General features: G+C 65.4%; 15 protein-coding genes. 3 read left to right on the top strand and 12 right to left on the bottom strand.

From position 1 onward, the window contains the following. Nucleotides 1–118 precede the first annotated feature (118 nt). The 5 genes from pglZ to AB0F86_RS25930 form a co-directional block, all read right to left on the bottom strand. On the bottom strand, nt 119–2,929 hold the full coding sequence (gene pglZ, locus AB0F86_RS25950) for a BREX-2 system phosphatase PglZ (protein WP_356986054.1): 2,811 nt from the start codon (nt 2,927–2,929) through the stop codon (nt 119–121). Continuing rightward, nucleotides 2,926–6,831, bottom strand: a complete 3,906-nt coding sequence (locus AB0F86_RS25945) for a phage resistance protein (RefSeq protein ID WP_356986055.1) — start codon at nt 6,829–6,831, stop codon at nt 2,926–2,928. Before AB0F86_RS25945 ends, pglZ begins: the two co-directional genes overlap by 4 nt. Continuing rightward, nucleotides 6,831–10,451, bottom strand: coding sequence for a BREX-2 system adenine-specific DNA-methyltransferase PglX (pglX, locus tag AB0F86_RS25940; protein WP_356986056.1), 3,621 nt, complete (start codon nt 10,449–10,451; stop codon nt 6,831–6,833). Before pglX ends, AB0F86_RS25945 begins: the two co-directional genes overlap by 1 nt. After that, a complete protein-coding gene (gene pglW, locus AB0F86_RS25935; RefSeq protein WP_356986057.1) occupies nt 10,448–14,926 on the bottom strand; it encodes a BREX system serine/threonine kinase PglW in 4,479 nt (1,492 codons plus the stop codon). The genes pglX and pglW overlap by 4 nt, the downstream gene beginning before the upstream one ends. 138 nt (nt 14,927–15,064) lie before the next feature. Next, the gene (locus AB0F86_RS25930; RefSeq protein WP_356986058.1) at nt 15,065–15,442 is read right to left on the bottom strand and encodes a DUF732 domain-containing protein; all 378 of its coding nucleotides are present in this window, start codon (nt 15,440–15,442) and stop codon (nt 15,065–15,067) included. Between the two features lie 127 nt (nt 15,443–15,569). On the opposite strand from AB0F86_RS25930, the gene AB0F86_RS25925 reads away from it, so the two are divergent. Continuing rightward, nucleotides 15,570–17,033 (top strand): serine/threonine-protein kinase, encoded by a 1,464-nt coding sequence (locus tag AB0F86_RS25925; RefSeq protein ID WP_357171727.1) that lies wholly within the window; start codon nt 15,570–15,572, stop codon nt 17,031–17,033. A 217-nt stretch (nt 17,034–17,250) separates the two neighbouring features. On the opposite strand, the gene AB0F86_RS25920 is transcribed toward AB0F86_RS25925, so the two are convergent. The 4 genes from AB0F86_RS25920 to AB0F86_RS25905 are packed head-to-tail and all read right to left on the bottom strand — an operon-like array spanning nt 17,251 to nt 21,873. Further along, a complete protein-coding gene (locus tag AB0F86_RS25920) occupies nt 17,251–18,558 on the bottom strand; it encodes an AAA domain-containing protein (protein ID WP_356986060.1) in 1,308 nt (435 codons plus the stop codon). Then, nucleotides 18,558–20,018: a hypothetical protein gene (locus AB0F86_RS25915; RefSeq protein WP_356986061.1), complete on the bottom strand. Its 1,461-nt coding sequence runs from the start codon at nt 20,016–20,018 to the stop codon at nt 18,558–18,560. The genes AB0F86_RS25920 and AB0F86_RS25915 overlap by 1 nt, the downstream gene beginning before the upstream one ends. After that, entirely contained in the window at nt 20,015–21,100 is a 1,086-nt protein-coding gene (locus AB0F86_RS25910; protein WP_356986062.1) for a hypothetical protein, read from the bottom strand. Before AB0F86_RS25910 ends, AB0F86_RS25915 begins: the two co-directional genes overlap by 4 nt. After that, nucleotides 21,097–21,873 carry a hypothetical protein gene (locus tag AB0F86_RS25905; RefSeq protein ID WP_356986063.1) on the bottom strand — a complete coding sequence of 259 codons (777 nt, stop codon included), beginning with the start codon at nt 21,871–21,873 and terminating at the stop codon, nt 21,097–21,099. The genes AB0F86_RS25910 and AB0F86_RS25905 overlap by 4 nt, the downstream gene beginning before the upstream one ends. 158 nt (nt 21,874–22,031) lie before the next feature. On the opposite strand from AB0F86_RS25905, the gene AB0F86_RS25900 reads away from it, so the two are divergent. Further along, complete coding sequence (locus AB0F86_RS25900; RefSeq protein ID WP_356986064.1) at nt 22,032–22,490, top strand: DUF6228 family protein; 459 nt, start codon at nt 22,032–22,034, stop codon at nt 22,488–22,490. A gap of 19 nt (nt 22,491–22,509) precedes the next feature. On the opposite strand, the gene AB0F86_RS25895 is transcribed toward AB0F86_RS25900, so the two are convergent. Then, a complete protein-coding gene (locus AB0F86_RS25895; RefSeq protein WP_181699370.1) occupies nt 22,510–22,890 on the bottom strand; it encodes a hypothetical protein in 381 nt (126 codons plus the stop codon). A gap of 169 nt (nt 22,891–23,059) precedes the next feature. Beyond that, the gene (locus AB0F86_RS25890) at nt 23,060–23,536 is read right to left on the bottom strand and encodes a hypothetical protein (RefSeq protein WP_356986065.1); all 477 of its coding nucleotides are present in this window, start codon (nt 23,534–23,536) and stop codon (nt 23,060–23,062) included. A gap of 579 nt (nt 23,537–24,115) precedes the next feature. On the opposite strand from AB0F86_RS25890, the gene AB0F86_RS25885 reads away from it, so the two are divergent. After that, complete coding sequence (locus AB0F86_RS25885; RefSeq protein ID WP_356986066.1) at nt 24,116–24,394, top strand: hypothetical protein; 279 nt, start codon at nt 24,116–24,118, stop codon at nt 24,392–24,394. 647 nt (nt 24,395–25,041) lie between these two features. On the opposite strand, the gene AB0F86_RS25880 is transcribed toward AB0F86_RS25885, so the two are convergent. After that, a complete protein-coding gene (locus AB0F86_RS25880) occupies nt 25,042–25,662 on the bottom strand; it encodes an ATP-dependent DNA ligase (RefSeq protein ID WP_356986067.1) in 621 nt (206 codons plus the stop codon). Nucleotides 25,663–25,809 lie beyond the last annotated feature (147 nt).

Here is a 25,809-nt window from a genome sequence, read left to right as displayed (position 1 = left end):
TGTATGACCGAGGTCGACGACGCCGAACGCGAGGCGAGGGATTTCCTTATGGAATGACCCCCGTACCCAGTCGGCGGGTCGGACGGCGACGCAGGGTGCTGGCGCCGTCCGACGAGCCTCAAAGGATGTTGAACTGAGAGCGAAGTAGTCCCACGTTGAGGCGCAGGGTTCGGCCGTCGGCGAGGATTTCCAGGACCTGTACGCCGTCCACATTGAGTAGCTGGCCGAGAATGGCGGCGAAGCTGTTGGCGCGCATCGGTGGGTCGCCGACGCGCTGGGCGAGGGCGGTGGTGGATTGGGGGCCCTCGAGGAGTGCGCGCAAAGCCTTCTCGAGCTTCGAGGTTGCGGGTTTGCGGGCAAGTTGTTCGAGTTGTGCGGCGAATATCTCGGTGTCGAGGAGCCTGGTGACCAGGTCGTCCACCGGCCTTTCCGGCTGTGAGAGTGGTTGTGCAGCGGGCAGCGGGAGGTCGAAGGTGATCTGGTCGGATGCCTGCTCCGTGATCCGGTTGGTGACGCGTTTGGTCGCCTTCTTCACCGCGGTCGGCGTGGGAGGTTCGGCGATGGAATCGGTGTCGTTGCGCCACCACGTCGGGCGTTGATCGCCGAGTTCGCGCCAACCGGATGGACGCTCGGCGCCGTAGGGGAGAAAGGCCAGGATCGGGATGGTGACTTCGGCCAATGCCGCGCCACCGTGGTAGCCGGCTTTCTGGGCCGTGTAGCGAGAGTCGTTGTCCCACAACGCGACAATCGATGCGCCGGGTTCCGGCCAGACGACCCGTGGACCGTGCAGCAGGATTTCGTTGTCGGCGCGGCGGTCGAATTCGGCGGCGGGCAGCCGGTGTCGCGCCGACTGGATGTCCTCGGCGGGGACTGTCTGGCTGTGCCGGTCGATGACGTGCCCGTGATCGCTGGTGATGAGCACGACCATGCCCTGCGCGGTCGCTGCCGAGGCCAGTGCGCGCAGACCGCCGATTTCGCGAGCTTCCCACCCGGAGTCGTCGAGCTTGGACTCCTTGGCGAGGCGGTCATCGATGGTGTTCAGAACAACCGCGACATGACAATCAGGATCGGCGAGTGCGGCATTCAGGTCGGAACCGAAGCGTTCACCGGGCTTGCTGCGCAGGTCGTTCTTGTGGAAGACGGCGGCGCGCTTGTCGCCCCAGAAAGGATGAGCGGGGAAGAGTCGCTGTTCGGTCTTCTGGTCACCCTTCATCAGCTTGCCCGCGAACAGCGACGTGCGCGACACCGCTGTGAGGCTAGGCAGCGCCGCGGCCATGCAGCGGCGGCGGGGGTCGCCGTCGGACAACGGGTCGTGTTCGGCGAACGTGGTGCGCAGTTCACCGGCCAGCTCGGTGGCGATCGACGCGCTCATGCCGTCGACGACGATCAACAACACCCGGTGCTCGGCGGCCACGGGGCGAACCACACGGTGGAGGAAGGTCTCCACGGTGAGCATGGTGCCCGGCGGTGTGCCCGACTCGGTCCAGACCGCGAGAGTCTTCGCGAATTCGCGGTCGAATTCTCGGCGGACGGCGCGAGCTCGGGTGGCGATGCTGTCATAGGCGATGCGCAACGCTGGATCGTCGTCACCGCCGGCATCGAGATAGTCGAGCGCACGGTCCGCCCACGCGGTGCTCTGCATCTGCCGGGTCATGGCTGCCAAGACGCTGCCATCGGCGGTGGGGTCGGGATCGGTGTGCAGCCAGCGATGCAGACGCTGGGCCATCCGGACTCGGGTAATGCGCACCCGATGGTCCTCCGCGAGGTCGTGTGCGCGCAGGGCGTCGACGGCTCGGTCGATCTCGGCCGGCTTGCCGCTGCCGAGCGCGTGTCCTGCCGCACTGAACCGTGCAGCGAGACCGGCGGCAAGGAGAGGGCTCTGCGCAGCTGCTTCACCCGCGCCGAATTGGCGCACCAGCTGATCAGCCTGGGCAAGAACGGTTTTCACGGACTTGTGCGCGGTCAACACGGCTTCGTCGGCTTCGTCGTCGACAACCGATCGCGACTTGACCAGGAGGTCACGAACATAGTCCTCACAGGCACGGCCGTACGTCGCGAGCAGGCGATCGAGCACGTCGCCCTGCGCCGGCGGAGGATCGCCCAGCCAGCGTTCGACGCGACCACGGGCCTGGTAGACCGTGTTGCCCAGTGCCGCGTGCTGCCACAGGGCGGCGCATACGAGGCCGTACGCGAGTGCTTCGGGACCGTGGCCGGCCGCGGTCAGCGCGGCGACCACGGTTCCGGTTGCGCCGGATTGTTCTGGCTCGCTGAGGAATTCGATGATCCCTTCACGTTCCGGCGCGCGCAGGTCGAGGAGCTGCGCGGCCGCGCCCGGTCGTTGGGTCCACTCGAGGAGGCTGACGGGGTCGATGCGATCGGCCCCCGGCCGGATGTGGAGCCGACGCCTGGTCAGGGCGGTGAGGGCGGCCACGCGGGAGAGGTCGAGGCCGACCATTGCTGTGGGCCAGCCTTGGGCACCGGCGGCATCGAGAAGGGCTTCGCACGCCCAGCCCTCGCGCTTGAGTCGTGGGTCGATCGCGGTGGCGCCGAAGGATCCGCGCACGATGTCCCACCGGTCCACCGCGTAGACGCGTCCGCGGTGGGCCCGGGCGAGGATGGCGGAGTCGAGGTCGTGTTCCTCGACGTCGGTGAGCACCACGAGAACTCGTGGATCGGGTGCGATCTCGCGGGCGTGGGCAAGGATCGTTTCGTGGACGGCGAGTGGGGAAGCCGCCATCGAGACGCGGGCGCGCCACTGCTCGGAGAGCACAAGAACGTCGTCACCTTCCCACGCGGGTTCGCCGCGTAGCAACAGGATGACGGGCTCGCCGGCGGTCGAGAGCTCCGACTGGAGGCGTTTGTGTCCCGAAAGGTACTGCGCCACAGTCGCTCGCGAGAGGCGCAGTGCGGTCGTTTCGGTAGTGGTCATTCGTCTAGCACCCGCCACGTGATTTCGATCGACACGTCAGGCTCCAGCGCGGCCAGCTCGGCGAGTTCCGCGGAGAACTCGGCCGCGGCCGCCTTCGCCGTCGTGGTGTATTTGTTGGCCCGCAGTCCCGCGCGTGTGCCCGGTTTCTGCGTGGGGAAGTCCGGGAGCGGGGGGGTGCTCGATTTCGTGTTCAGTGCGACATCGTCGGCGCTCGGCTGCGGTGTGGGAGTCGGCGTCGGGACCACGACAGGTTCGGCGGCGGCCTGTTCTCTCCGACGCTGTTCGAGGATTCGGCGGTTGATCACCGTGATCTTCGCGCTTGCCGTCCGCAAGGCCTCGACCAAGTCGGCCGAGCGCTGGTCGGCGCGAGCGGCCGTACGCAAGGCGTCCAGCACAGCAGCGCCGTCGGGCCCGAGGAGCTTGGCGTCTTCCAGGCTGTGCCACCCGGTGTTCGCCAGCGCGGAGGTGACCTTCTCGGCGGTCTTGATCGAAGTCGCATAGCGATCGGCGTTGACGTCGGCCAGGTCGAAACGGGCCAGCGTCTCCACGGCCTTCTTCGCACCGGACGACCCGCCTGTGCCCGCGGATGCCAATGTGGTCAGCAGCTCGAGCGAACGCTGGGCCAGTGCGAGCCGCTCGCCGGACTCACTGTCGTCGAGCTGCAGGAATTCGGCGTGCTTTTCCAGCTGTTCCACCAGGCGTGCCGCGGTGTCCTGGTATTTGATCGCGGCGCTGTTGATTTGGCGAGCGAACTGCTGGACTGGCCCACCGCGCAGCAGCGTCGGTGCTTTGTCGCCGAAGATCACCTCGAACCGGCCGCGCGCCGCCTCGAAGTCGGTCTCGCTGGGCAGCGGCTGGGTGCGCAGCGCGTCGCCGTGCTGGATCTTGGTGAGTTCCGGGGCGTCGATCGGCACACCCCCGCGGACCCAGATTCTGTCGTCCATCTCGGCGAACGAGGCGATGACGAGATTCTTGATGTGGGGTTCCAGACCACGCGGCGGCTGATCGATCCAGTCGCCGAGTGAGGTCACTGTCAGGTCGCCGGTGCTGCCGTGCTGCTGCGCGGCGCGACGGAAGTGGTCGGCCCACCGCTTCGACAGCTCGAAATAAGCTTCCTTCTGCTGGCCCAGCCCGAGGGGTTCGGCAATGCGGCGCATGAGCGCGCGGTCTTTGGCCGGTACTTCGAATCGTCCGTCGCGTGCTTCCGCGGCGGCCTTGACCTGAGCGAGAACGACTTTCGCGTCGAGCGGCTTCACAGCGGTGCCGGTGCCGTCGGGATCGAGGTTCGGGTGTTCCGGGTATTGATGGGCGAGGAGTTTGCCCGCCAGGTTGCGGATGGCGTTGTACAGGGACTGGCCGATCGGGACGGTGAGGCCGTCGATGTCGGGCAAGGGGTGGAACAACTCGCCGAGATCTTTGGTGACGTCGTCGTCCTTGCGCTCGGCAAGACCGTAGGCCTGTTTGAACGTCGCGAGTACGCGCTGGCGCAGCACCTCGCGCTGTGATTCGAGCAGTTGCTTGGCGCTGGCCCGGTTGTCCGGGTTGAGGTGCTGGGCATACTGGGTGTCGAACCGGTGCGGGTCCGCGAGGGCCTTCGTGATGACCAGCAGCCGCCGGAAGTCTTCCCAACGCGGCTTGGTCAGGTGTGTGGGCAGCCACGCGACGGTATTGGGATGGTTGTCGCCCTGCTCCTCTTTGAGCCTGCGGATCCGGTCGGCGTCCTCGATCGGGGTGTGGGCACCTTCGTCGTAGGGCAGATCGATGACAATGCGCCAGCGGTCGGAGATGGACGGCTGCAGGTCGTGGTTGGGCATGGCATCGTCGTCGCTGACGTTGCCGAACACCACCTCGGCGACACGGTTGGATCCACGCCAGACGAACCGCAGCTCGTCGGCATCGAACCGGCCATTGGCGCGGTCGAGGCCGAACTCCTCGGCGAGCAGGTCGCGGGCCAGGGCGAGCCGGTTGGCCGGGTTGTCGTTGACCTGTGCGTTGGCGATCACCGATTCCACGTCGACACCCGAGAGTTCCAGGCGCACACCGGGATTGACATCGGTGCCGGTGGGCTTGATCTCGGGGAACCGAGCGGCCCATTCGTCGACCATGTCCTTGATCACGCCTTCTTCGCGACCAGGAATCATGGTGGTGATCGAGCCGTAATTGAGTGCGCCGAGACGGCGGATCGTCAAGTCCTTCAAGGCCGGAACGCTGGGTGCGAGCGCGGCGAGCAGCACCGTGCAGGCGAGACGATTCTGGCCGACGAACTTCTTGCAGTTGCCGAGCAGCTTGGCGTCGGTGATGGTGTCGCGCCGGTTGATGTAGGCCTCGATGTCGTCTTCGGTGACTTCGCAGGTATTGAGCAAGTAAGGTCGCAGGCGCGTCCGGTACAGCTTGTCGGCGGCGTCGAAGAGCACCTTCTTGTCGGCGACGAACGGGCGGTCACCACCGCGAGTCAGCTGCGCGTAGAGGTCGCCCAGCGGAACCAGGTCGCCGAGTCGCAGTTCGTTGCGGTGGTCGGCGAGCAGCTGACCCATCAGCTTCAGGCCGGTACGAGAACGCTGCAGGGCGGCCGAGATGTGCACGAGCGTGTCGAGGAACGCGGGGGAGAACGGATAGCTCAGACGAAACGATGCCTCGTCGGCGCCGGTGGTCGACTCGTCGGAGCCGAGCAAGGTGTCCCACACCTTCGGACTGAGCTTCCTGGTCTTCTCGAAGGCGGCGTCGAATTGTGCCTTCGCGGCGTCGTCGCGTGGTTTGAGCAGACGGGCGTGCGCGATCTGGGGCAGGTTGCGGTCTTCGAGGCTGATCAGGTCGAACCGGCCTGACGCGTGGTTGAGCGCGTCCTGGATCGCCGACTCCGCGGCGCCTGCCAGTTCCTCGCCGACGAGTTCGCGCAGGTCGCGCTGGCGGGCGATGAACGAGACGATCGGAATCGCCCGTCGGGCATCACCGCCCTCACGGAAGTTGGTGATCTTGCTGGCTTCGCGCGCTACCCGCTTCTCGTCATGGATCAAGCTTGCGAGCCAGAGAATCAGCTCGTCGAGAAAGAGGATGATGCCGTCGTAGCCGAGCGACTTGGCATGCGAGGCCATGACGCTGAGGCCGGCGTCGAGAGAGATGAAACCGGTCTCGTCCTCGGCGGCGGACTGGGTGAACCCGGGCAACAGGGTGGTGCCCGCGTCGTTCACGAGCTTGGCGCGCAACTCCGACGGGGTGGTCGGGTTCACCAGGTTGAGGCTGTTGCCGTCGTGGGCCTCCGAGGCGGCCAGGGCGGTGTCGAGTTTCTCTGTGGTCCAAAAGGCTGACGAATCACCCCATTCGTCGTCGCCGTCGTCGGCCTGGTCGGTATTCAGCGCCGCGAGGAACTTCTCCTCGCCCAAGGTGTTTCGCAATGCACGCAGATTCGTGAACAAAGCATCGGTGCGGTACACCGGCGGAATAGTCGCCTCGGGATGGCGCTTGCGAACGAAGTCGACGTAGCCGCCGAGCACCCGCTGCTCCATCGCCTTCGCATCGATCATGTGGTACGGCACCATCAGGAACTTCTTGCCGTCCGACAGCAGCCACTCGTGCTTGGTGAGTAGCGGATCGAACTCGCCTCGGGACCGGGCAACCGGGTTACCGGAGAGCAAGGCGTAGAGCACCGCCATGAAGTGCGATTTACCGGCACCGAACGAACCGTGCAGAAACGCGGGCTTGGAGGTGTTCCCGTCGAGAGCCGACTTGATCAGCCCGAGCGCTTGGTCGAAGTTCTCGAGCAGGCGCTCGGTGAGCACATAGTCCTCGACAGCTTTGGTCGAACCTTCCTCGGTGACCGCATCGGCGAGCGCGAGCACATAATCCGACCCGGCGATGTGCTCCTTGATGTCGATGAGATCGCGCAGAAGTGGGCGCTCGTCCATCAGTTATCCCCCTGGGCTGCAGTCTTGTTCGTGGTGCGTTTGGCTGTTGTGCGGCGTCCGCGGGTGGCGGGTTGGGGACGCCAGTTACGCAGATCGTCGTCGGTGAGGCCGTGTTCGGCTTGGCGGTCGCGGCGGTCGCCGGCGAGGAAGGTCGACGGGGCGATACCGAAGTTCGGGTCGACGTCGCTGTGCCATTGGTCCAGCCAGGGTTGCAGTTCGAGCAGGCCTGCCAGGAATGGGGTGATCTCTTCGGTGGAGAGGGCGTTGTCGGCGAGATAGATCGCGATCGCCATTGCCTGTTCACGGTGGTCCCAGCCTGCCCAGCCGTAGAGCTCCGGGGTTGCGACGTTGGTGGAGCCGTAGGAGATGAAGCGTTCCTTGGGGACGTCGAGTTTGCCGCGGGCCTGCCAGAAGGAGGTCCGCAGGAAGTCGGCGGAGGTGTATTTGGGTGGGACCGGGATGGTCTTACGGAAGTCGTTCTTCGCCGCCCCATCGGGCATGGCATCTTCCTTGCGCTGCATGTCCCAGACGTGTTCCCAGTCCTTGCGCTTCTTCAAGCCGGATGGCTTGTAGCGCAGGGCTGAGATGAATGGGACGTGTTGATCGGTGATCAGGTCCGCGACGACCTTCGCAAGGTCGGTGCGGGGCGCGTACAGCGCTGCGACCGAGACGAAGTCCTCATCTGCGGAGAGACGGTCAGTGAGCCTGGGGAGGGTGAGGATCTGCGGTTGGTCGTTGTCGTCGAACCACAGGTCGCGCGATTCCATTCGGTCCAGAAGCCAGGAGCGGAGAGCGGCCTCCTGGAGAGCGTCCCATCCATCGGAGCGCCAACGGCGCTTGTACTCCGGGCGCTCGATCATGCCGACCGCCCGGTTCGAATCGATTGTATCGAGCCGTTTCTGGACTACTTCTCGGTACGATTCAGGCCAAGAGCTAGGGATCTCAGTGGTCGGTGTACCGCCGTGACGGACAAACCATTCGTCAGATGCTTCTCCCCGTTCGAGTCGGCGCGCGAGGGCGATCTCGAATGCGCGCTCACCCAGGCTAAGGTCAGGCACTTCTGTGTCACTAGCGGCGAGTTCTGAACTCTGAAGGCCATAGATGGAATAAACCTGCCAATCCAACTCCTCCTGGAGGCTGATCATCCGAGCGCGAAGTGACTGCCAAAGCGCTTTGCCGTCACGCAGAATGCCGGCTGTGGGCGTGAAGTTGCTGCAAATTGAATTTGGGCTAGTTTTGTCGAGTTCCGCGGCAAGTCGGTCGAGTTCAGTCGCGAGCCCTGTGGGAAATCTGCTTGGAAGTGGGAATTCCTCCAGCTTAGTGCCGGTGAACTCGAATCGATGTTCCCAAAACTCGTCTGAGATCCCGCCGCCAATGCCGCCGTTGCCCTTGCTGTGGCTTACCATCTTGAGCCAGAAGCAGGCGGTGGAGCTGTTGAGCAGCCCGAGCAGCCGCAGATGCTCCTCCTCGCTCGCCCCCTCCGGCAACTTGATCACCGGCGCGGAACGGTTGAACACCTTCCCGCCCCGGTCCAGGACGAAATGGTTGTGCGTTGCTACAAACGCAAAAGGGATCGATAGTGGCGAGCGGTACCGCTTGGCAAAGAACATGCTGTGGTCGAACCATCGTAGGCCCCGTTGTTCAGGAGTTTGTCCGAAGTCGATGCGGCGGCGAAGGACAGTCCGATTCGGCCACAGGAATCGCTCTTCGTGTGCCGATATGGGACGCGGGTTTCCGAGTTCGTCGTAGGGGAAGTAAGTCGCAGTAGATGGTTTGATAGCGAAGTCTCGGACTGTATCGCCCAATACTACCGGGACACAAGAAGATGCCATTCGGCGTGATTCGGCGGCGCCAAAGGCTAGATAGTAAGCATCGTCTAGTCCAGTATGGGTTGTTCTTCCGATTACGTCGATCATGGAACCAAGTTTGGTCAACGCCGCCGAATTTAGCTGGGCGACCATTTCCTGGCCGCCATCTGCCAAGATCCATGGCTGTTTCGCAAAACGCCCTCGATCGAGGTGGTCGACGGAAACCCACTGGCTTACACTGGGTTCGGTTTGCGTGACTTGATTTACGATAGCTCGCCAGACGAGCCCTTGGTCCGGGATTTCGGGTGCTTTTGGCTCGCCCTGCACGCTACGCACAGTTAGTATCAATGGTTGACGGATTCGACCGGATTTGCGAGTGCCGACAAGAATTACCGTCGGTGTCCCGTGGCCGGGAATGTATGCGCCGGATGTATCGATAACCTCGGTAAGCTCGACGGAGTGGGCGAAGTACTCTTCGATGAGCTTTGTTCCGAACTCTCGCTTCATAAAAGAATTTGCAGTGATCTGCCCAACTCGACCGAATCCATGGCCGTCCGTTGTGCCCATCTTGGAGAGCTCGAAGAAGCGTTGCGCGAAAGGCACCGATAGGGCGTATGTGCCAGAGCACGCCTTATAGAGGCCTCGGTAGATTTCGTTGAGATTCTTGTCTTTGACGGTGATATATGGCGGATTGCCAACCACAACGTGGTAGGTGCCTGGCTGCAGGATCCCTGGGTAGTCCTGCACATCTTCAGTGGCATAAGAAAACTCGGCCAGTGGGTCGCCAACTTCGCCATCGAGGCTTAGCTCCAACTGTCGAGCCTTGATCAGCGAGTCACCTACGGCAAGCTTGATCGGCCAGTCGTACCGTGCGGCATCTGCAAGTGTTCGAACGTTGGCTGCGGCCATCGCAGAAACTAGCAAACGAAACCGGGCGATGGCGATGGCGAAGGGGTTGAGGTCTACTCCGTGGACGGAGTTGAGTGCGGCTTGAACTCGTTCGTGGCGTTCCTTGGTTGGCTGGTCCGTTGTCCAACGTTCATTGAGGCGCTTGAATGCGCCGAGGACGAAATGCCCTGATCCGCAGGTGGGGTCGATGAGTTTGATATCGGCGTAGCCGAACTCGCGGATGGCGGGTCCGAGGGTGCGGTCGAGGATGAATTCTTCGACGAATTCGGGGGTTTGGAGGAGGGCGTAGTTCTTGCGGATGTCTTCGGAGAGGTCTTGGTAGAGGTCGCCGAGGAAGCGGGTGTCCCAGCCGTTGATGCCGTCTTCGTCGAGGGGGTCGGTGAAGTTGTGGACGAGGGTGCCGTGCTCGTCTCGGGTGCGCCAGAATTCTATGAGGTCGCGGGCGCCGTCGTGGGAGACGGGGATTTGGTAGAGGGCGTTGTGGGCGGGGTCGAACAGGAGTTTGCCCGCTTGGCCCGCGCCGAGTTCGGCGAAGGCGGTTTCGAGCCAGCCGCGGTACGTGGGGTCGGGGTCGGATTCGACGTAGGCGTCGTAGCGGGCCTGGGCGAGTTCGCGGCGGTCGTCGGTGGGGCCGGTGAGGTAGGGCTCGGGGATGAGGCGGTTGTCTTCGCAGAAGCGGACGAAGACGGTGCCGAGGACCCAGGCGACGGCGACCTGGGTGATGCGTTCATCGAGCCAGGAGGTTTCGGTGGCTGCGGTGCGGTTGAGTTTTCGGGCGTGGGCCCACTCGTCGTGGAGGCGGGCTTTGACCTCGGGCAGGGCGCGCAGCTGCTGGTTCAGGTCGGCCTCCACCGCGGTGACCTGCTTCTTCAGGTCGGTGAGCAATGCGGTGCGGTCGATCATGCGGAGACTCCTGTGTCGTTCGAGGTGCCTGCCCGATGGACGTTCTCGATCCACGAGGCGGGGAGAGGGATCCACTCGTTGAGAGCGGACTGATACGGCACGGCAACCGCACCCAGGTGCGGCGGACGCATCGGGTCGGACTGCGGGCACAACAGCCACAGACCGCCCTTGCCGCGACGGGCCTGCTCGGCGAGACGACCGAGCACACCCATCGCGTCATAGCGGGCGAACACCAGAGTGTCGGTGAGCAACAGCGGGCCGTTACCGGCGATATTGTCGGCCAACTCGGCCTCGATCCGGCCCCACGCGGTGCGCGTGTACTCCGAGAACTTCAGCGCGGCTTTGGAGCCGGGCGGTGCGATGTCGGCGCGCAGGATGGTTTCCCAGCTGGGTTTGGTATCGGGCGGGACCAGGTCATGCATGGTGGCCAGGAACAGCGCTGTCGCCGACAGCGGGCGGGCAGCGAAGCGGTCGCGCAATTCCGCGGCGGCGTTGGGTCGCTTCTGCTCGTCGTTGCGCATGATCGGCGCGGTGAGCACCCGGAAACCGTCGCGCGGGGCGGCACCGGTGAGCAGTTCCTCCGCCCGTGCGGCCTTGGCCAGGTGGGGGTCGTCGGAGTATCGGCTCAGGGCGTGGGAATTGACGGCCGTCGTCCAGCGCGGGGCATGTGCGGTGTAGCTGGAGTTCTGGTCGGCATGTTCGGGGATGTAGCGCTGGATTCGCGACACCTTGTGGGTGGCGACGACCAGACCGAAACCGGCCTCGCGCAGGGCTTTTGTCAGCGCCGTGGTGGGCAGGTCACCGTCGCTGCCTTCGATCACCAGTTCGGGGAACCGCGCCAGGATGCGGTCGAAAACGATTCGCGGCAGCAGGCCGACCTGCTGCTCCAGCGGCACGCCCGGGGTCAGGGTCAGCAAGCCGGCCTGAGTCAGGCGGACCGCGCGCACCAGCTGCAGATCACGGGGATAGATCTCGAGACGCGGGGTCACCGCGGCATTGCGGGAGGCGCTGGCCGCCACCTGCACCAGCCGACGTTCGTCCAATGTCGAGGCGCCCTGCGGCGGGTCGATCGCACCCAGACGGTCGAGAACGGTCGCTGCCGTCGGGAGGGTTTCCTCCTGTGCGAGGGCATCGGCGGCCTTGCCCAGTCGCAGGACGTAATGCGCGAGGGCGTGGGCGCCGGGAAGATCGAGATCGCCTGTCCCGTCAGTTTCCAACGCCAAGACGACGACCGGGTTGGCGCCGGTATCGCGCTTCTGGGCGACGTAGATCGAGGCGTCTTCCGGGGCGAGCTGCTCGACCTCCACCACCACGCGCACCGCGGCCAAACCAAGCGCTCGGCGCTGTGCCCGGTCGTGCAGGCGGGTACCTCGACGCGCGATCAGTGCGTCGGCGAGTTCGGTTGCGGCGGCGACCCTTCCGAATCCCTCCAACAGTTCGAGCACCTGCGCGCGCAGAGCTTGTACCGCCGGGCTGTCCTTCCACTGCTTCCGCTGGGCCTTCAACAACTGCGCGACCCGGCCGGACGTGAGACCGAGGGTCGCGGCCACCGCAGCCTGGGTCGGCCACGCATCGAGTTCGGGAAGATCGCCCGCACCTGGAATACGCAGCAACCGGGAAACCGCGTCGACCTTGGCACCATTGTTGTTGCGTTCAGGAACGAAGCCGGCGGCGAGGGCATCCAGACTGAGCGTGCTCAGCAGGCCCGAGCTGAGATCCGTTCCCGCGGCGGTGAGCTCGGCTTTCGCCTCTTTCCTTGCTTCCGGGGTGAGCGGTGCGGGTTCTTCCTTGCCCAGACGACGGCCCCAGTCCCGGAGCCGGTCCTGAATTTCGCGACGGGTTCGTGCGCCGAGCCCCGGTGCGTTGATCAGTTTGCCCCGGCCGTAGTCGAGCAGCTCGCCGACGGTGTTGACGCCCAGGCCGTAGAGGAACTGCTCAGTCGCCGCCGTCAGCCCGGCTTGCGACAGATGGGTGTCGACGGTGGCCTGATCGGCAATCTGGCGCCGCTGATCCTCTGGCGATACCTCGTCGACATCGACGGGCAGCGCTGGGTGCGCGCTCAACGGTCGTGACGGCACCGAGCGGGTCATGTCGAGGAAGATCTTGCGCCAGGCATCCCGCATCGGCTTCAGATCCGAGAAGCGCTGCGCCACATCGCGATGCAGGGCTTTGCGGAAGAACGCCACCAAGCCGTCGCGCACCGACGGGTCGAACGCGTCCGCGGCGACAGTGGGATAGGGGAACTCGGCGGGATCGAGCTGACGGGGCAGCACACTTCCGTCGCCCCAGCGCGGCAACTCACCCGAGGCCATCTCGTGCAGGGTCACCGCCAGCGCGTACCGCTCGGCATGCGCGTCGTAGACCCCGCGCAACAGGGTGCCGATGAACGGGTCGAGATACCCCTCGGTGCCCGCTTCGGTGTTCTGCACCGGGTAACCGGCCAACGAGAAGTCGATGAGAACCAATTCGCGAGTGCGATTGGGTCGCACGCGAATCGCGATATTGTCCGGCTTCAGGTCACGGTGCCAGACGCCTTCGCCTTCGAGAAAGTCCAAGGCGGAGAACAAATATTCGCTGTAGGTTTCCAGGCGGCCCACCTGCAGGCGACCGTTGTCGCGAAGTTCCCGCGCCACCGTCTCCTCGGTGCGACGCTTCCCGGATTCGTCGTCGAGGCCCTGTTCGTCGCCGACGTATTCGAGAACCAGGGTGGTGCGGTCGGCGAGAGTGACGACCCCGGGATCGACGAGGTCGATGATCCCCGAATGCCGGCGCAGGCCACGCAGAACACCCGCTTCGCGGGTCAGTACATCGGAGCGATCATTGGAGAGCGCGACTTTGAGAACCGCGTAGGGCTTGCGCTTGTCCGAGTCTGCCTGTAGGTCGCGGACGAGAAGGGCACGGCTCGTCGAGCCTGTGCCGAGACGGCGTCGGACTTGCCACCGTCCACCCAGAACGTCGTCGCGAACCGCCTCGAGCGGATCCGTGTCCGGGGTGTCGGTTTCGGACTCGTCCGGCGAGGTGAGGGCGTCCTCGACGTCCTCGAGTACCTCGATGAATTCAGCTATCGAGGTGAGTCGGCGCGCGGGACGGTAGTCCGTCGCGGCTGCAACCAACAGGTCTACGTCTTGGGGCAGGTCATCGATCAGGGCGCTCGGCCGCAGTTCCTCTCCGGCCTCGAATCGCGCCAACAGCTCAGCCTGAGTGGTAGCCGGAGCTTTCCCGGTCACCAGCAGGTAGGTGAGCATGCCGAGACCGTAGACGTCCATGGCGATCGGGTCGGGTGAGCTGGCGGCCGCTTCGGGGGCGAGGTAAGCGTCGGTCTCGGACGAAAGGTGCTGTGCCGAAAGCAATGTCGGCGCGTGACGAGTCATGGACATGGACGTGCCCGCGGCACGCTGGGTGGCGACCTGCCAATCGGAGATCTGCAACAGTGGCGTGCGCCACCGCTGGGTTTCGTTCGCACCGCCACGGGGAATCACATGAATCGACCGTGCGGCGAGGGCGCGGTGGTACAAGCGTGAGGAGTGCGCTGAGCGAAGCGTCTCGGCAAGCTGTCGCACCAGCTCGATCCGATCGCCGATGTCGAGCGATTCGCCATAGCGTGCGAGGTACTCCTCCAGATGCACCGTGTCCGGGTGGTACCGGAATATGAGCGCCGGGCCCGCAGAGTGGCCGGAAGAATCGAAATGCTCCAGCTGGACTGCGCCCGGATGCCGGAATCGCCGCAATACGGCAGCTTCACGGCGGGCCGCGGCGTCCACCGAACGCCGCGATTCCTCGTCGGCGCCGCGCTCACGCAGATAGACGCGCACGCGCACGGGTTCACGCAGCTCGGAGTGGACCGCAAGGTAGTCCTGCCACGTAGGGCCCGCATCGATCGGCTTGCGCTGCAACAGGTACGGGCCGACAGTGAACTCGGCGTCGCTTCGCCGGACACCCGCGTCCTCGAACGCCTTCTTGATCTTGCGTGCCAGGCGCGCATCGATCCGGCGCTTGGCGTCGGTGACCGGGGCGTTGAGCCGGTCCAGCAGCTCCTTCACCGTGTGGGTGTTGGCGCGATCACCCGCCGAAAGATCGAACCGCAGGCCCTGGTTGGTCAGGCAGACGGCCGAGCTCACGAAAACACGAGTTCCATTGTTGGCGAGCAGGCTTGCCAGTTCCTTGCTCTTCTGATTCACCAGGTGCAGCGGGCTGCGGAACGCCCGGCGGTCGCCGCGCTTGTTCGTCTGGACCCAGTCGGTACCCTCCGCGGACAGGCGCCCGCCCCAGTCCTTGAGTTCGATCATGTGCACCCCGTTCGGGGCGATCACCAGCAGATCGACCTCGCGGATGTGACCGGTGTCCGCGGTGAAAGTGAAGTTCGACCAGGCGAACCACGGATCGACATTCGGCAACTGCGTCCGGATCGCTTCCAGCCCCCGGCGCTCGTGCTCGAAACTCGACTCGGTGACTGTTGTCCACCGACCCTCGTCCATACGCGCGCGTCCTGTCCCTCGTGTTCTGTCTCGCAGGGCTCTGGGCCGCTGCGAAGACCACCCTAGCTGTCGGAATTCCAGTCGGAAGCATCACCGGCGATCCGCTCAGGTGTGACCGCCGGCGGCTCCTCGGGATTCTCAGTCCTTGTGCCGCGGGCAGTACGCTTCGATGGCAGCGTGCAGGAAGATGTACGGGTACTCCAGGGTGTCCCTGGTGCTTTCGGCGAGTTCGATCCGGTTGGCTGCGGAGTTGCCGTTCACATCGAGCCACCGGCATTGCGAGTGGGCCAACTGGATGCCCGCGTCTTGTACATCGCAGTCTTCGTCGTCGAAGTAGGACTCGCGCAGAAACAATCGGTCCGCGTCGCTGCGCGGGGCGCAGGCGCTCGCGGAACCGGAGGAACTGCCGGCCGAGCCGGTGCTGGGGGCTGCTGCCGCGCTCGGGGCGACGGCGGTCAGCGTGACGGCGACAACGCCGACGGCGAACAGGGTCGAGAAGGCGGGGAGTGTGCGCATGGGTGGTCCTCGGTGACGCGAAGGGGCATGGGCGGACGAGCCCGCCGACGCTGAGAGATTTACATTGCCTCGCGGGCTTAACCGCGGATGCAAGTAAACCATAGATGCGTGTGAAAACTATGTCAATATGATTGTTGCGCGCTGCCCTATTCGGGATGCGAAGATGGCGGGATGCGGTGGCTCGACGCCGCGTCGTCACGGTCGACTGAGGGAGGTGATTGCCGTGCAACCTCAGGTTGTCGGTGACCGATACGATCTCCTCGAACCGATCGGTGCCGGCGGAATGGGGCAGGTCTTCGCCGGATTCGATCGTCATCTGAAGCGCCGGATCGCCGTGAAGTTCACCCAGCCCAACCTGGACAACGACCCCGGTTGGACCAAGCGCTTCTTCCGTGAGGCGGAGCTGATGGCCCGGATGAGCCACCCCGGGCTTCCCGTCATCCACGATGCGGGTGTTTCTCCCGGTGGACGTCCCTATCTCGTCATGGAATTCGTCGAGGGAATCACCTTCGACGACCTGCTCGCCAACCATGGATCGCTGCCGGTCGGTGTCGTGGCGGCGCTCGGTGCACAAACTTCGGCGGTGCTCGCAGCCGCCCATCGCCATCGAATCTACCACCGGGACTTGAAGCCATCGAATCTGATGCTGTGTCCGGACGGAACGGTCAAGGTCCTCGATTTCGGACTCGCCGTAGTACTCGACGACGACGTGTCGCGATACACCAGCACCGGAAATACTCTCGGCACACCGGCATTCATGGCGCCCGAGCAGGTCGAAGGCAAAGACGTTGTGCCCCAGACGGATCTCTACGCGCTCGGTCTTGTGCTACACGAACTACTCACCGGACAGCGGGTGATGACGGGCGGCACGCCTTTCGTGGTGTGGCAGAACCAGATTCACCAGCCGGCCCCGGAGCTCGCGGCCGCGGACATCGATGTGCCACGGGACATGATCGAGCTGGTGATGATGATGCTCGCAAAGTCGCCGAGCCAACGTCCGTCCGATGCGGCCACAGTGCACGCCGGGCTACTCCCGCATGCGGCGGGACTCGGTGACCTGCCGGAAGTGAATCGGCTCGACGGGTCGGCTGTCATGTACGCCCAGGCCGTCGGTGTGAGCGCCGCGCCGGGGCCCGCGGGGAGCATTCAGCTCGGGGACGGAAGGATCGGGCTACGAGACGCGATGGAACAAACGCGCATGGTCACGCTTGACGCACCGCACGAGGCCGCTGTCGAACGACTGACCACGGTGATCGACAAGGTGGCCCCAGTACTTGGTACGCAGGACAGGGAGGTGGTCGAGGCCCGAATTCAACTCGCTGACCTTCGCTTCGATGCAGGTGAGCATCGCATCGCCGCCGACCTGTACCGCGACCTCATCGACGAACTGACTCCGCAGCGCGGGCCATACAACGACCAAGTGATGTACTGCCAGCGTCGGCTTGCGCGCTGCGAGGCTGCCGCCGGCGATGCACCCGCCGCCGTTCGACGGCTAAAACGCCTTCACACCCAGATGGCTGTTCGGTACGGGGAGCAGGATCGCCGGGTCATAGAGCTGGCCGCGCAGATCAGGGGAATAGCGACGGGGTAAGGAAGCACTCCTGCGGTTCGAGTCGGCGACCCGCGGGGGGGGGGGTATTCAGCGAGGGTGTAGGCACCGTGTCGACAAAGTCCGAAGAACGATGTCGCGAGGAAATCGGGCGTTGATCGGCAACTGACGCTCATCGGCCTCTCGCACGCGCATGATCGGTAATTCGCGGTGTACCCACAACATCGACAACAAGCCTTCGCTTACCGTTAGAGCCTTCTCAGGCTGAGACACGGTGGGCGGCAAGGTGGCTCAGGATGGACTGGTTGGCTTCCCAGCCGTCGGGGAATTTGACCGGCACACCCAGGTGGACCGGTTCTGTGGACGGGTAGGCGTCGAGGAGTTCGGCGATCCCCGCTCGGGCGACGACGATGCAGGCGTGGCGGTGACGGGAGGTGAGGACGCACAGACGGCCGGCTTCGAGGTGGAAGGAGCTCGCGTCGCGGCGCCCCGACAACGGGTGGAGGACGATGGTGATGTCGTATTCGCGGCCTTGGAGGCGGTTGGCGGTGTCGACGGTGACTGGTTCGGCGAGGGTGCCTCGGAGGACCAGGCGGATGGCTTCGGCCTGGTCGCGGTGGGCGGTGCCGATGGCCAAGCGGTCGGCGGTGACGGGGTGGGTGCCCTGTTCGGAGGTGGCGGTGGCGCCGCGTTCGAGGATGCGGACCGCCAGGGAAGCTATGGCGGACACGGCTTCTCGGTCGGTGCGCAGGGTGTTGCGGGCGGGGAGTTCGTAGAGGGCCCAGCCGTGGTCGGCGGCTTCGTCGAGGCAGCGGTCCAGGGGAGTGCGTAGGCCGTGGGTGACGTAGGAGAGTTGGCGGGTGCCGGGGGCGGTGCCTGCGGTGAAGGGGGTGAAGGGGTAGAAGGCGGCGGAGATGACGTCGGCGGCGCTGGTGGGGAGGCGCCAGGAGACGGGGAGGCGGTGGATGGGGATGTGGCGGTCGCGGTTGTTGGCGAGCATGACGGGGACTGCGCTGCGGGTGGGGTCCCAGTCCAGGCCTGCCCAGCGGTCGGATTCGACGGTGGCGAAGGGGTCTAGTTGGCCGGGGTCGCCGACGAAGAGGCCGCGGTCGAAGCGGCCTGCGATGCGGAGGAGCATTTCGGAGCGCATCTGGTAGGCCTCGTCGACGATGGCGTGTTCCCAGGTGCCCTCGGTGAGGGTGGCCCATTTGGCGGCGGTGCCGATGAGGATGGTGCGGTCGGCGAGGTCGTCGACTTTGGCGGCGGCGCGGACGTTCGGGAGGTCGATGCGGTCGCTGGGGCGGTAGTCCTGGGCGGAGAGGCGGCCGATGGGGAGGTCGGGGTGGGCGGCGGCCAGGCGGGCGATGAGGTCGTCGACCTGTTCGTTGGTTTGGGCGACGATCATGCGCTGGGTGCCGTCTTGGGCGAGCTGACCGGCGGCTTTCACGACTAGGGTCGATTTGCCTGCGCCGGGCGGTGAGTCGACGACGATCGCCTTGTGGGAGGTGTCGGCCAGGTCGGTGAGGATGTTGCTGACGGTCGTATCAGCGGCGTGTGCGGCGGACATCAGTTCTCCTCATCGGTTTCCGGTGGGCCGCCGTGGGTCCAGGGAGTTTCCTCCGGGGGCGGGAGGGTGGCGGCCCGGAAGTTGCCGTTGGGGCCGAAGCGGGCCAAGACGATGCGGTCACCTTCGACGTTCACCGTTCCTTCGGCGGGAGCCTTTGCGCTGCGGCCCATTCCGCCGCTGAGTTCGAGCACGATCACGTCGTCGACCTCGAGAACCTTGGCTTGCTGGTTCTTGACGGCGGCGTTGTGCAGTGATTCGCCGGCAACAGGTGTGAAGGGGTCTGTCGTTGTCACGCGGAGCAAGGGGCGCAGCACGCTTTTGCCCTTGTCGCTCAGTGTGGTTCGGGTGGGCTCGGAGTCGATGACGGTGGCGAGACAGGCCTCGCCTGCCAGCCGGCGCTCCAGCATGACGTAGGGGTCGTCGTAAGCCATTGCGGCGGTGAGTCGTTCGAGTGCCTGTTCACGGGCGAGTAATCGCCGGACGGCGGAGGTGGGGGAATCGCGCCGGGACTGGGCCTGGGTTTCGGCGATCTCGGTGAAGTAGGAGAAGGAGCGCACATCCTCGGCCCAGCGGGCAGCCACACTGGATCCCTCGGGGAGCGCGCGCAGGAGCGAAAGGCCTTGCCACATCAGCTCCCACGTCGGTTCCAGCTGGGTTCGGAGTGCCTGTTCGAGGCGCTGGACGGCGCGGGTGCGGGCGATGTCGTCGGCGGCTGTGTCGTAGGCGTTGATGAGTGGGGCGAGGACGACATTGTCGAAGCCGGGATCGGTGGCCGGACCGGCCGGCGGGCAGATGGTCGGGTCCTCGGCGCGGGCGGCGGCTTCGGGACCGGTCAGGTTGTCGGGCGGTGCGATCCAGCCGAGGAGAGCGGTGAGGTTGGCGTCCTCGAGAGCGGATTGCCCGGTGGTCCAGTGCGTGGGCAGGTGTGACGTGAGGGGTGCCAGCGCGGTCGAACCAGGATGTTCGGCGCGGTCGCAGTACCAGGTGAGCCACCGCCCGACGAGCGGGATGGCGGGGGAGACGGCGTCGTCGCCTTCGGTGCGGCGGAAGCGCAGGGACCGTCCGAGGAGCTTCAAGAAGGTGACGGCGGCCTGATTGGGCACCCAGATCTGTGGGGCGTCGACACAGCGGTCGATGGTCTCGTTGGTCTTCTTGTCGATCACGACCGGTTCGGTGTCGTCGGCGTGGCGATTGATGTGGGGCAGCAGGATCGCCGCGAGTTCCTCGGCGAAGCGCAGGCGCAGGACGCGGTCGCGGGGCTGCGGGACGATGAGAAGCCTCGCCTCGTCATGGTGTGCACCGACCAGCACTGCCAGCGGTGCCGCCGCCTCGCCCGCGAGATGCAGGGGGATGAGGACGATGGGCTGCTCGGCAAGGTGACAGTGGCGGACGGTCGCGGTCGGCACGGCGCGGCCGGCGTCGACCGCCTCTACTTTCGCCAGTGCGGACAGCACACTCACGCGATCTCCTGACGCAGACGGTGCGCGGTGCGGAGCAGTTCGGTGATGTCGACCTGGTCTTCCGTGGGCGTGCGCGAACCACGGGCCAGGGTGAGGACGTCGTCGATATTGTGCAGGCCGCCGAGTTCGTCGCGGACGCCGCGACCGAGGGCGTCGACGGAGCCGCAGGCACGGGCTTCGGAGCGGCAGAGGAAGCCGAGTTCGCACGTGGAGATGCACTCGGGGGCGAAGCGGGCGGGGATCGCGGAGATCACCTCGTCCAGTTGCGGGCCGGGTTCGAAAGTCGCCCCGGGCGGGACCAGTTCGACGAGTGACTCGATCGACGTCAGCCGGGACAACTGGCGCGAGACGACAGACAGTTGATTGCGCAGGTCGACGAACGTCGCGGTGGGACGGTTCGAGAAGCCCTTCGTGCACACCAGGATCGCGTTGTGGGACACGAGCTTTTCGGGGTCGGCGCCCAAATCCTCGAGCAGGCGCCGCAACGCGATCACGTACACCGCGGACTGGCGGGCCGCGGCCGCTACCTGTGCGGGGTCGGCCTGACCGTCGATCATCGGAAACGACTTGATCTCGACGATGTGGAACTTGCCCTCGATCTGGAGGGCGACCAGATCCGGCTCGAGGTAGGCGAGTGCGCCGGCGATATCCAGGCGCAGCATCGGATGGTCGAACAGGGTGCCTTCACCGGTGTCGAGCGCCTGTCCGAGCAGTTGACGCGTGCGCTGATACCGCACTGCGTTTCCGGCGTTCTCGCCGACCGCGTCGAGGTTGTGATAGGCCACTTCGGGGATGGTCAGGCCGAGGACGTCGCGCAGGAGCGCCAGCAGATCGGCGCAACCGTTCGCCTTCACCATCGACTCGAAGGCGTTGCCGCGCGTAATGGCGAACGACGACTGGCCGTACTGCGGCGGATAACCGAGTTCCCGTGCGACGACAGCCTTGTCGACGGCTGCGGCATCGAGCAGCGCGCGGCGGGCACAGCCGGGGTTCGCGGTGAGCGCGGCGATGGTCCGGGCGTTGTGACGGATCGAGGGGGCTTCGCCGCGCAGCTCCTGCAGGCGGGCCGAAAGCTCTTTCATCCCATCTCTTTTCGTGTGGCGGCCAGGCTCAGCCGGGTGCCGAACAGTTGGGCGGGCTGATCGAGCTGCTGTGCCGCCCTGGTCGCGGCCTGTTGCCGCTGGAATGCGTCATCTTCTTCATGGACCGCGAGCTCGCGTTGCGCGGCGGTCTTCACATCCTCGGCATCGATGGAATCGGGGGTGCCTGTTACGCCGGGGATGGAGTTTGCCAGGCGCCATATCAGGCGGATGCCGTCCGGTGAAATGTCCGGCTGGCCTCTGACGTGGTCGGCTAGTCGGATCGCCGAGGTCAGCAGGTTCACTCGGGGACTGAGGGGCCCGATCATGCGTTGGGGGAGTGTCCAGCTGCTCAGGGCGAGGAGTCCGCGCGCCGGAGCGAGGAGGTCGGTGGTGAGTGCTGCGCTGATGTAGTACGGGCGCGCGAAAGGTGCGGCGCGGAAGGAACGCTCCTCGTCGCGGCGCAGGCTCGTCAGCCTTGCGGGGGCCAGGTCGCCGGAGAAGAAGGCGGTGTGGACCTGCATCACCAATTTCGGTGCCGACGGTGCGCCTAGCAGGGTGAGTGCGCGGTGAACATGCTCGCGCACCGGAACATTCGGGTCCGGGGTCGGTGCTTCGCCGGGGCCGAGAACTGCTTCGTCCCACTCGGTTTCGACCGCGCGCAGCTCATTGCGCAACTGGCGGGCAGCCAGGCGGTCGCCGGCGGAGACGGCGCGTCTGACGGATGCGCGTAGTTCGTTGATGCGGGCTTCCAGCAGCTCCGCAGCTTCTGACATGGGGCCGAGGGTAAGTGGAAGTTCCAGTGATGTCCAGTATTTGCCAGTAATTGCGAGTCGGGTCTTGTGCCCCCGCTATCGGGTAGGCAATTCAGGTCGCCTCGGTAGTGGGTCGTTGCGAAGGACGCCGCACCTGGCGTCGCGGATAGCATGCGGCGATGGATTGCGACTGCAACCAGAATCCGGACTGGGGCCGAAGTGTGTGCCTGGGCGAACCTGGTCACGGGACATGGGTTCGGCTGTGGAATCGAGTCGATCCCTGGGGTGACAACTCGGCCCGAGTTTGCGTTCAGGTCGGCGGGCCTGGAATGGCCGCCATGCTGCACCAGGTGACGGTGTCACTCATGGGCGACCGGGATCTGGTCTCGTTCTTCCAGAGCCTGAGCGATGACTTCGCGGGGTGGGGCGGTGTCCGGGTGTGGGAAAGCATCGACCGCGACTTGCGGATCGATGCGGTCTTCGCGTCTCGGGGGCGCGTAGGTCTGACATGGACAGTGCGGCCCTGGCGGCATGACGATGGCAACTGGACCGCCTCGACCACCGTGGTACTCGAGGCGGGGGAGCAGATGCTGCGGCTCGCAGCGGATCTTGACGCGGAGATCGGCAATCTGTCGTAGTCGGCGGGAGGACGCTCGGTCAGGGGCGGTCGACGTCGGGGAGGATTACCTCGGGCTTGAAGATGACCTTGTAGTGGTAGCGGTCTACCTCGGCGGGCTCGAGCTGTTCTACGAAATAGCTGACGTTGTCGGACAGGCCGAGGAAGTGCTTCTTGTACTGGTCGTCGCCGGTTTTGCAGGTGACCTCGAGTTGTTTGTTCTCGTCCTTGATCGAGCACTTGCCCTCTACCGAGAGCAGGTACTTGTCGGTGATTCCGTTGAAGAAGACCACGCGGCGGTTGATCTTGAACTGGTCGGATTCCTTGGACAGGTTCTCCGAGACCACGTCGGCATCGGACGAGCAGCCGGTGAGTGTGATGGCGGACAGTGCCGCGATGGCGACGATGAGCGTGGTTTTCATTCCCTACCCCTACCTCGGTGTATCCCCCGGAGAATGACTCCTGGATGACTGATTTTAGCTCTGGGCGTTGGGATTGCCAGGTGATATTTGCTGGGGCACAAAAGCATTGACTCGTCCATCTCGAGCGGTGCGTAAGGCTGGAGAGGCGCTACCGATCGGTGGTGAGGGTTCAGCGGTAGCCGATGATGTCGAGGGTGGAGTCGCCGATTTCCTCGTTGTTCTGGCAAACGACCAGGAGCGATGCGGGGACAGGGAGGAGTGTTGGCTGAGTCGCTTTGGGGCGGCAGGTGGCCTCGATGGGGCCGGCGGTGGGGGAAGCCGGATTTCGGCGGGGCCAGCGCGAAAGCCGCAATGAGGTGTTGTATTCCAGTGCGATGATCTCCTCGGCGAGGACGTGGACGGCACCGCTGTTCGGGCTACTCGGCGACAGCTCGGGGATTCGGGTGCGCGAGCTGCCGTCGTCGGTGGTCAGGCCGACATGGCTCTGGCGGGTCGTCGGGTTGAAGAACCCGACGAGAAGGTCGGATCCGTCGGCGGCTGCGGCGAAGGGTGAGCCCGAGGCCCGGAGTGGGGTGGTGGCGAGCTGATCCGGTTCTTCGACGAGCATGTACGCGGGGTTGTCGGGAGTCCAGAAGTCGATGAGCATCGTGTTCTGTAGCAGCGTCAGTGTGGGCTTGCTCGAGGTCGAGGCGGGGTAGTCGCGGTGGCCGATCAGCGGTGTATGTCAGTGTGCGGGTGCTGGATTGGGGTCTGCGTAGGTAGTGCCAGCGTGGTTCGCCGGTCGCGCCGTCGAAGGCGCGGAGGCCGTCGACGCCGATGACGAGGAAACCGGTGCCCGCTGGGATGACTTCGCGTCCGGTCGCCTCGGGGCGGTTGTTCAGTGGCGGAAGATGCAGTCGAAATGCTTCGGTGCCGAGTCTGTCGGCTGCTGCCGGCGCCGGGGCGGGGGCGGCGGTGCGGTGGTCGACGTTGAGCCTGTCGTCGCCGGCACGCCCGGCGACCACGCTCACCGCAGCGGCGATCGCCAGCCACATCGCCATGGCCGCCGTCGAGGCCCCCCGGCGAAGTGTTCTTGCTATACCCATGTGAAAAGCGAGTGGCAGCGCGGCCCCTCCGGGGAATGGATACTGCCACCTCACCCGAGGCGGATCCGCGACTGCAACAATGCGCAGACCGGTTCGTAAGTTCCTTCTCAACAACACATTCGACCGAGAGGAACACCCCGATGTCCCCCATCTACCTGGTCATCACACTGACTAGTACCGTGGCCAGCCTGGCGATGACGACCGTCGCGCTCACCGTGGTCATCCGCGCCGAGCGCAGCGACATGGTGCCGATCCTGGACATGCTCATCCGCGTCGTGAACCGCCGCGACCGAACCAGCCCCATCCTCCCTACTACGGCTCCCCTTCATTCGCCTGCCGGGCAGGCCTGCGAGCCTGTCGAGCACCTGCCTCAGGCGCGCCAAGTGTGGATACGCGGCATCGGCCAACCTCACCGATGAGGAGAGGTTAGCCCTGCAGTTCCTGATCTGACTCGGGCGAGAACGACAGGAGCGCCACCTTCTTCAGGCGGCGCTCCTGTTCTATTTCTGCTCTGTCAGCCGCGGCGGTAGGCGACGAACAGACCCAGCACCGCCGCTAGGACGGTGACGGCAGCTTCCCAGCCAACCAGTACCCCCGCCGCCGTTGACAAGGCAATAGCCAAGGCTAACGCCAGCAGCGGGTCGCCTTCGGGTGATTCTGGGGGATCCGGCACACAGGGGTGCCAGTTCAGGCCGGGCGGCGCTACTCTCATGACTGCTCCAATGTTCAGGTTTGGCGCTCGGACATTTGGACGTACCGCTGCCCCCACCTGCTGGAACAGGTTGGGGGCAGCACCCTTTTCGTACGGGCAGTTGCCAGTATTGGCGACGTTTTTGCCGGAGTCTATGCGCCAGGCGAATATTCAAGTGTTTTGGCGCACACCCAGCTAACTCTCCAGAGCGTCTCCTTTCACTGACCTCACCGCCCGCGCCGTTCAGGCGGGCCGAACACCGAGCCTGCCCTACACATCTCGGACGCGGAAGCGACTCGATGCGGACAGATTTCTGTCCGCATCGGCCCTCATTCGCCCTGGGTGTCCGGAAAACGACCCTTCGGCGTCGGTGGATCAGATTGGGAGGATGATCTCGGCGGGGGTTTTGTCGGTCCGGAGGCCACGGAAGGACGGGTGTCGTAGCAGGCCGTCGCCGCTAACCTCGCGGTACTCGATGTCGGCGACAAGTACGGGTTGCACCCACCACGCGGTCCGCGCGACCGGTGCCGGTGGTGGGTCGTCGAGTGGGCTGGTGTCGCGGCGGATCTCGTCGAGCCTCGCGCGCATGCTGCGGCGGGTGGCGGCGGTGAATCCGCCGACTCCACCGGTGCAGCGCAGGCGCCCGTCGGGGGTGTGGGCGGCCAGGACCAGGCCGCCGAAGGTGGTGGCGTTGACGCCGTTGCCGGGGACCGCGCCGACGATCACGGCCTCGGTCGTGAGCCGCGACACCACTTTCGTCCACGCCGACGAACGCTTTCCGTAGATGGAATCGCCGCGCTTGCAGACGATTCCCTCGAGCCCGGAGTCCGCAGACACTCGCAGCAGTTCCCCGGCGCTGGTATCGGTCAGCGACCAGAACGGTGGAACCCGCACGCGGGCACCGTCGTCGAGTGTCAGGTCGGCCAGTTCGGCGCGGCGGGTGCGGTAGGGGTCCTCGAGCAGCACGTGGTCGTCGATGCCGAGCAGGTCGAACACGAGGTAGTCGACGCGGACCTGCTGGATCAGCGCCGGGTGGGGCGTTGGACGTGCATGCGTTGCTGCAACCGGGAGAACGACGGGGCGCCGCGGTAGTCCGGGGGGGGGGGGGGGGGGGAGTTGGCCGGCCCCTGGTTCCGCCCAAGG

Origin of the sequence: Nocardia sp. NPDC023733 (assembly GCF_040639775.1) — a bacterium.
GTDB lineage: Bacteria > Actinomycetota > Actinomycetes > Mycobacteriales > Mycobacteriaceae > Nocardia > Nocardia rosealba.
Note: the sequence above shows the minus strand (reverse complement) of the source record. Positions and strands in the feature narration are given on the sequence as shown.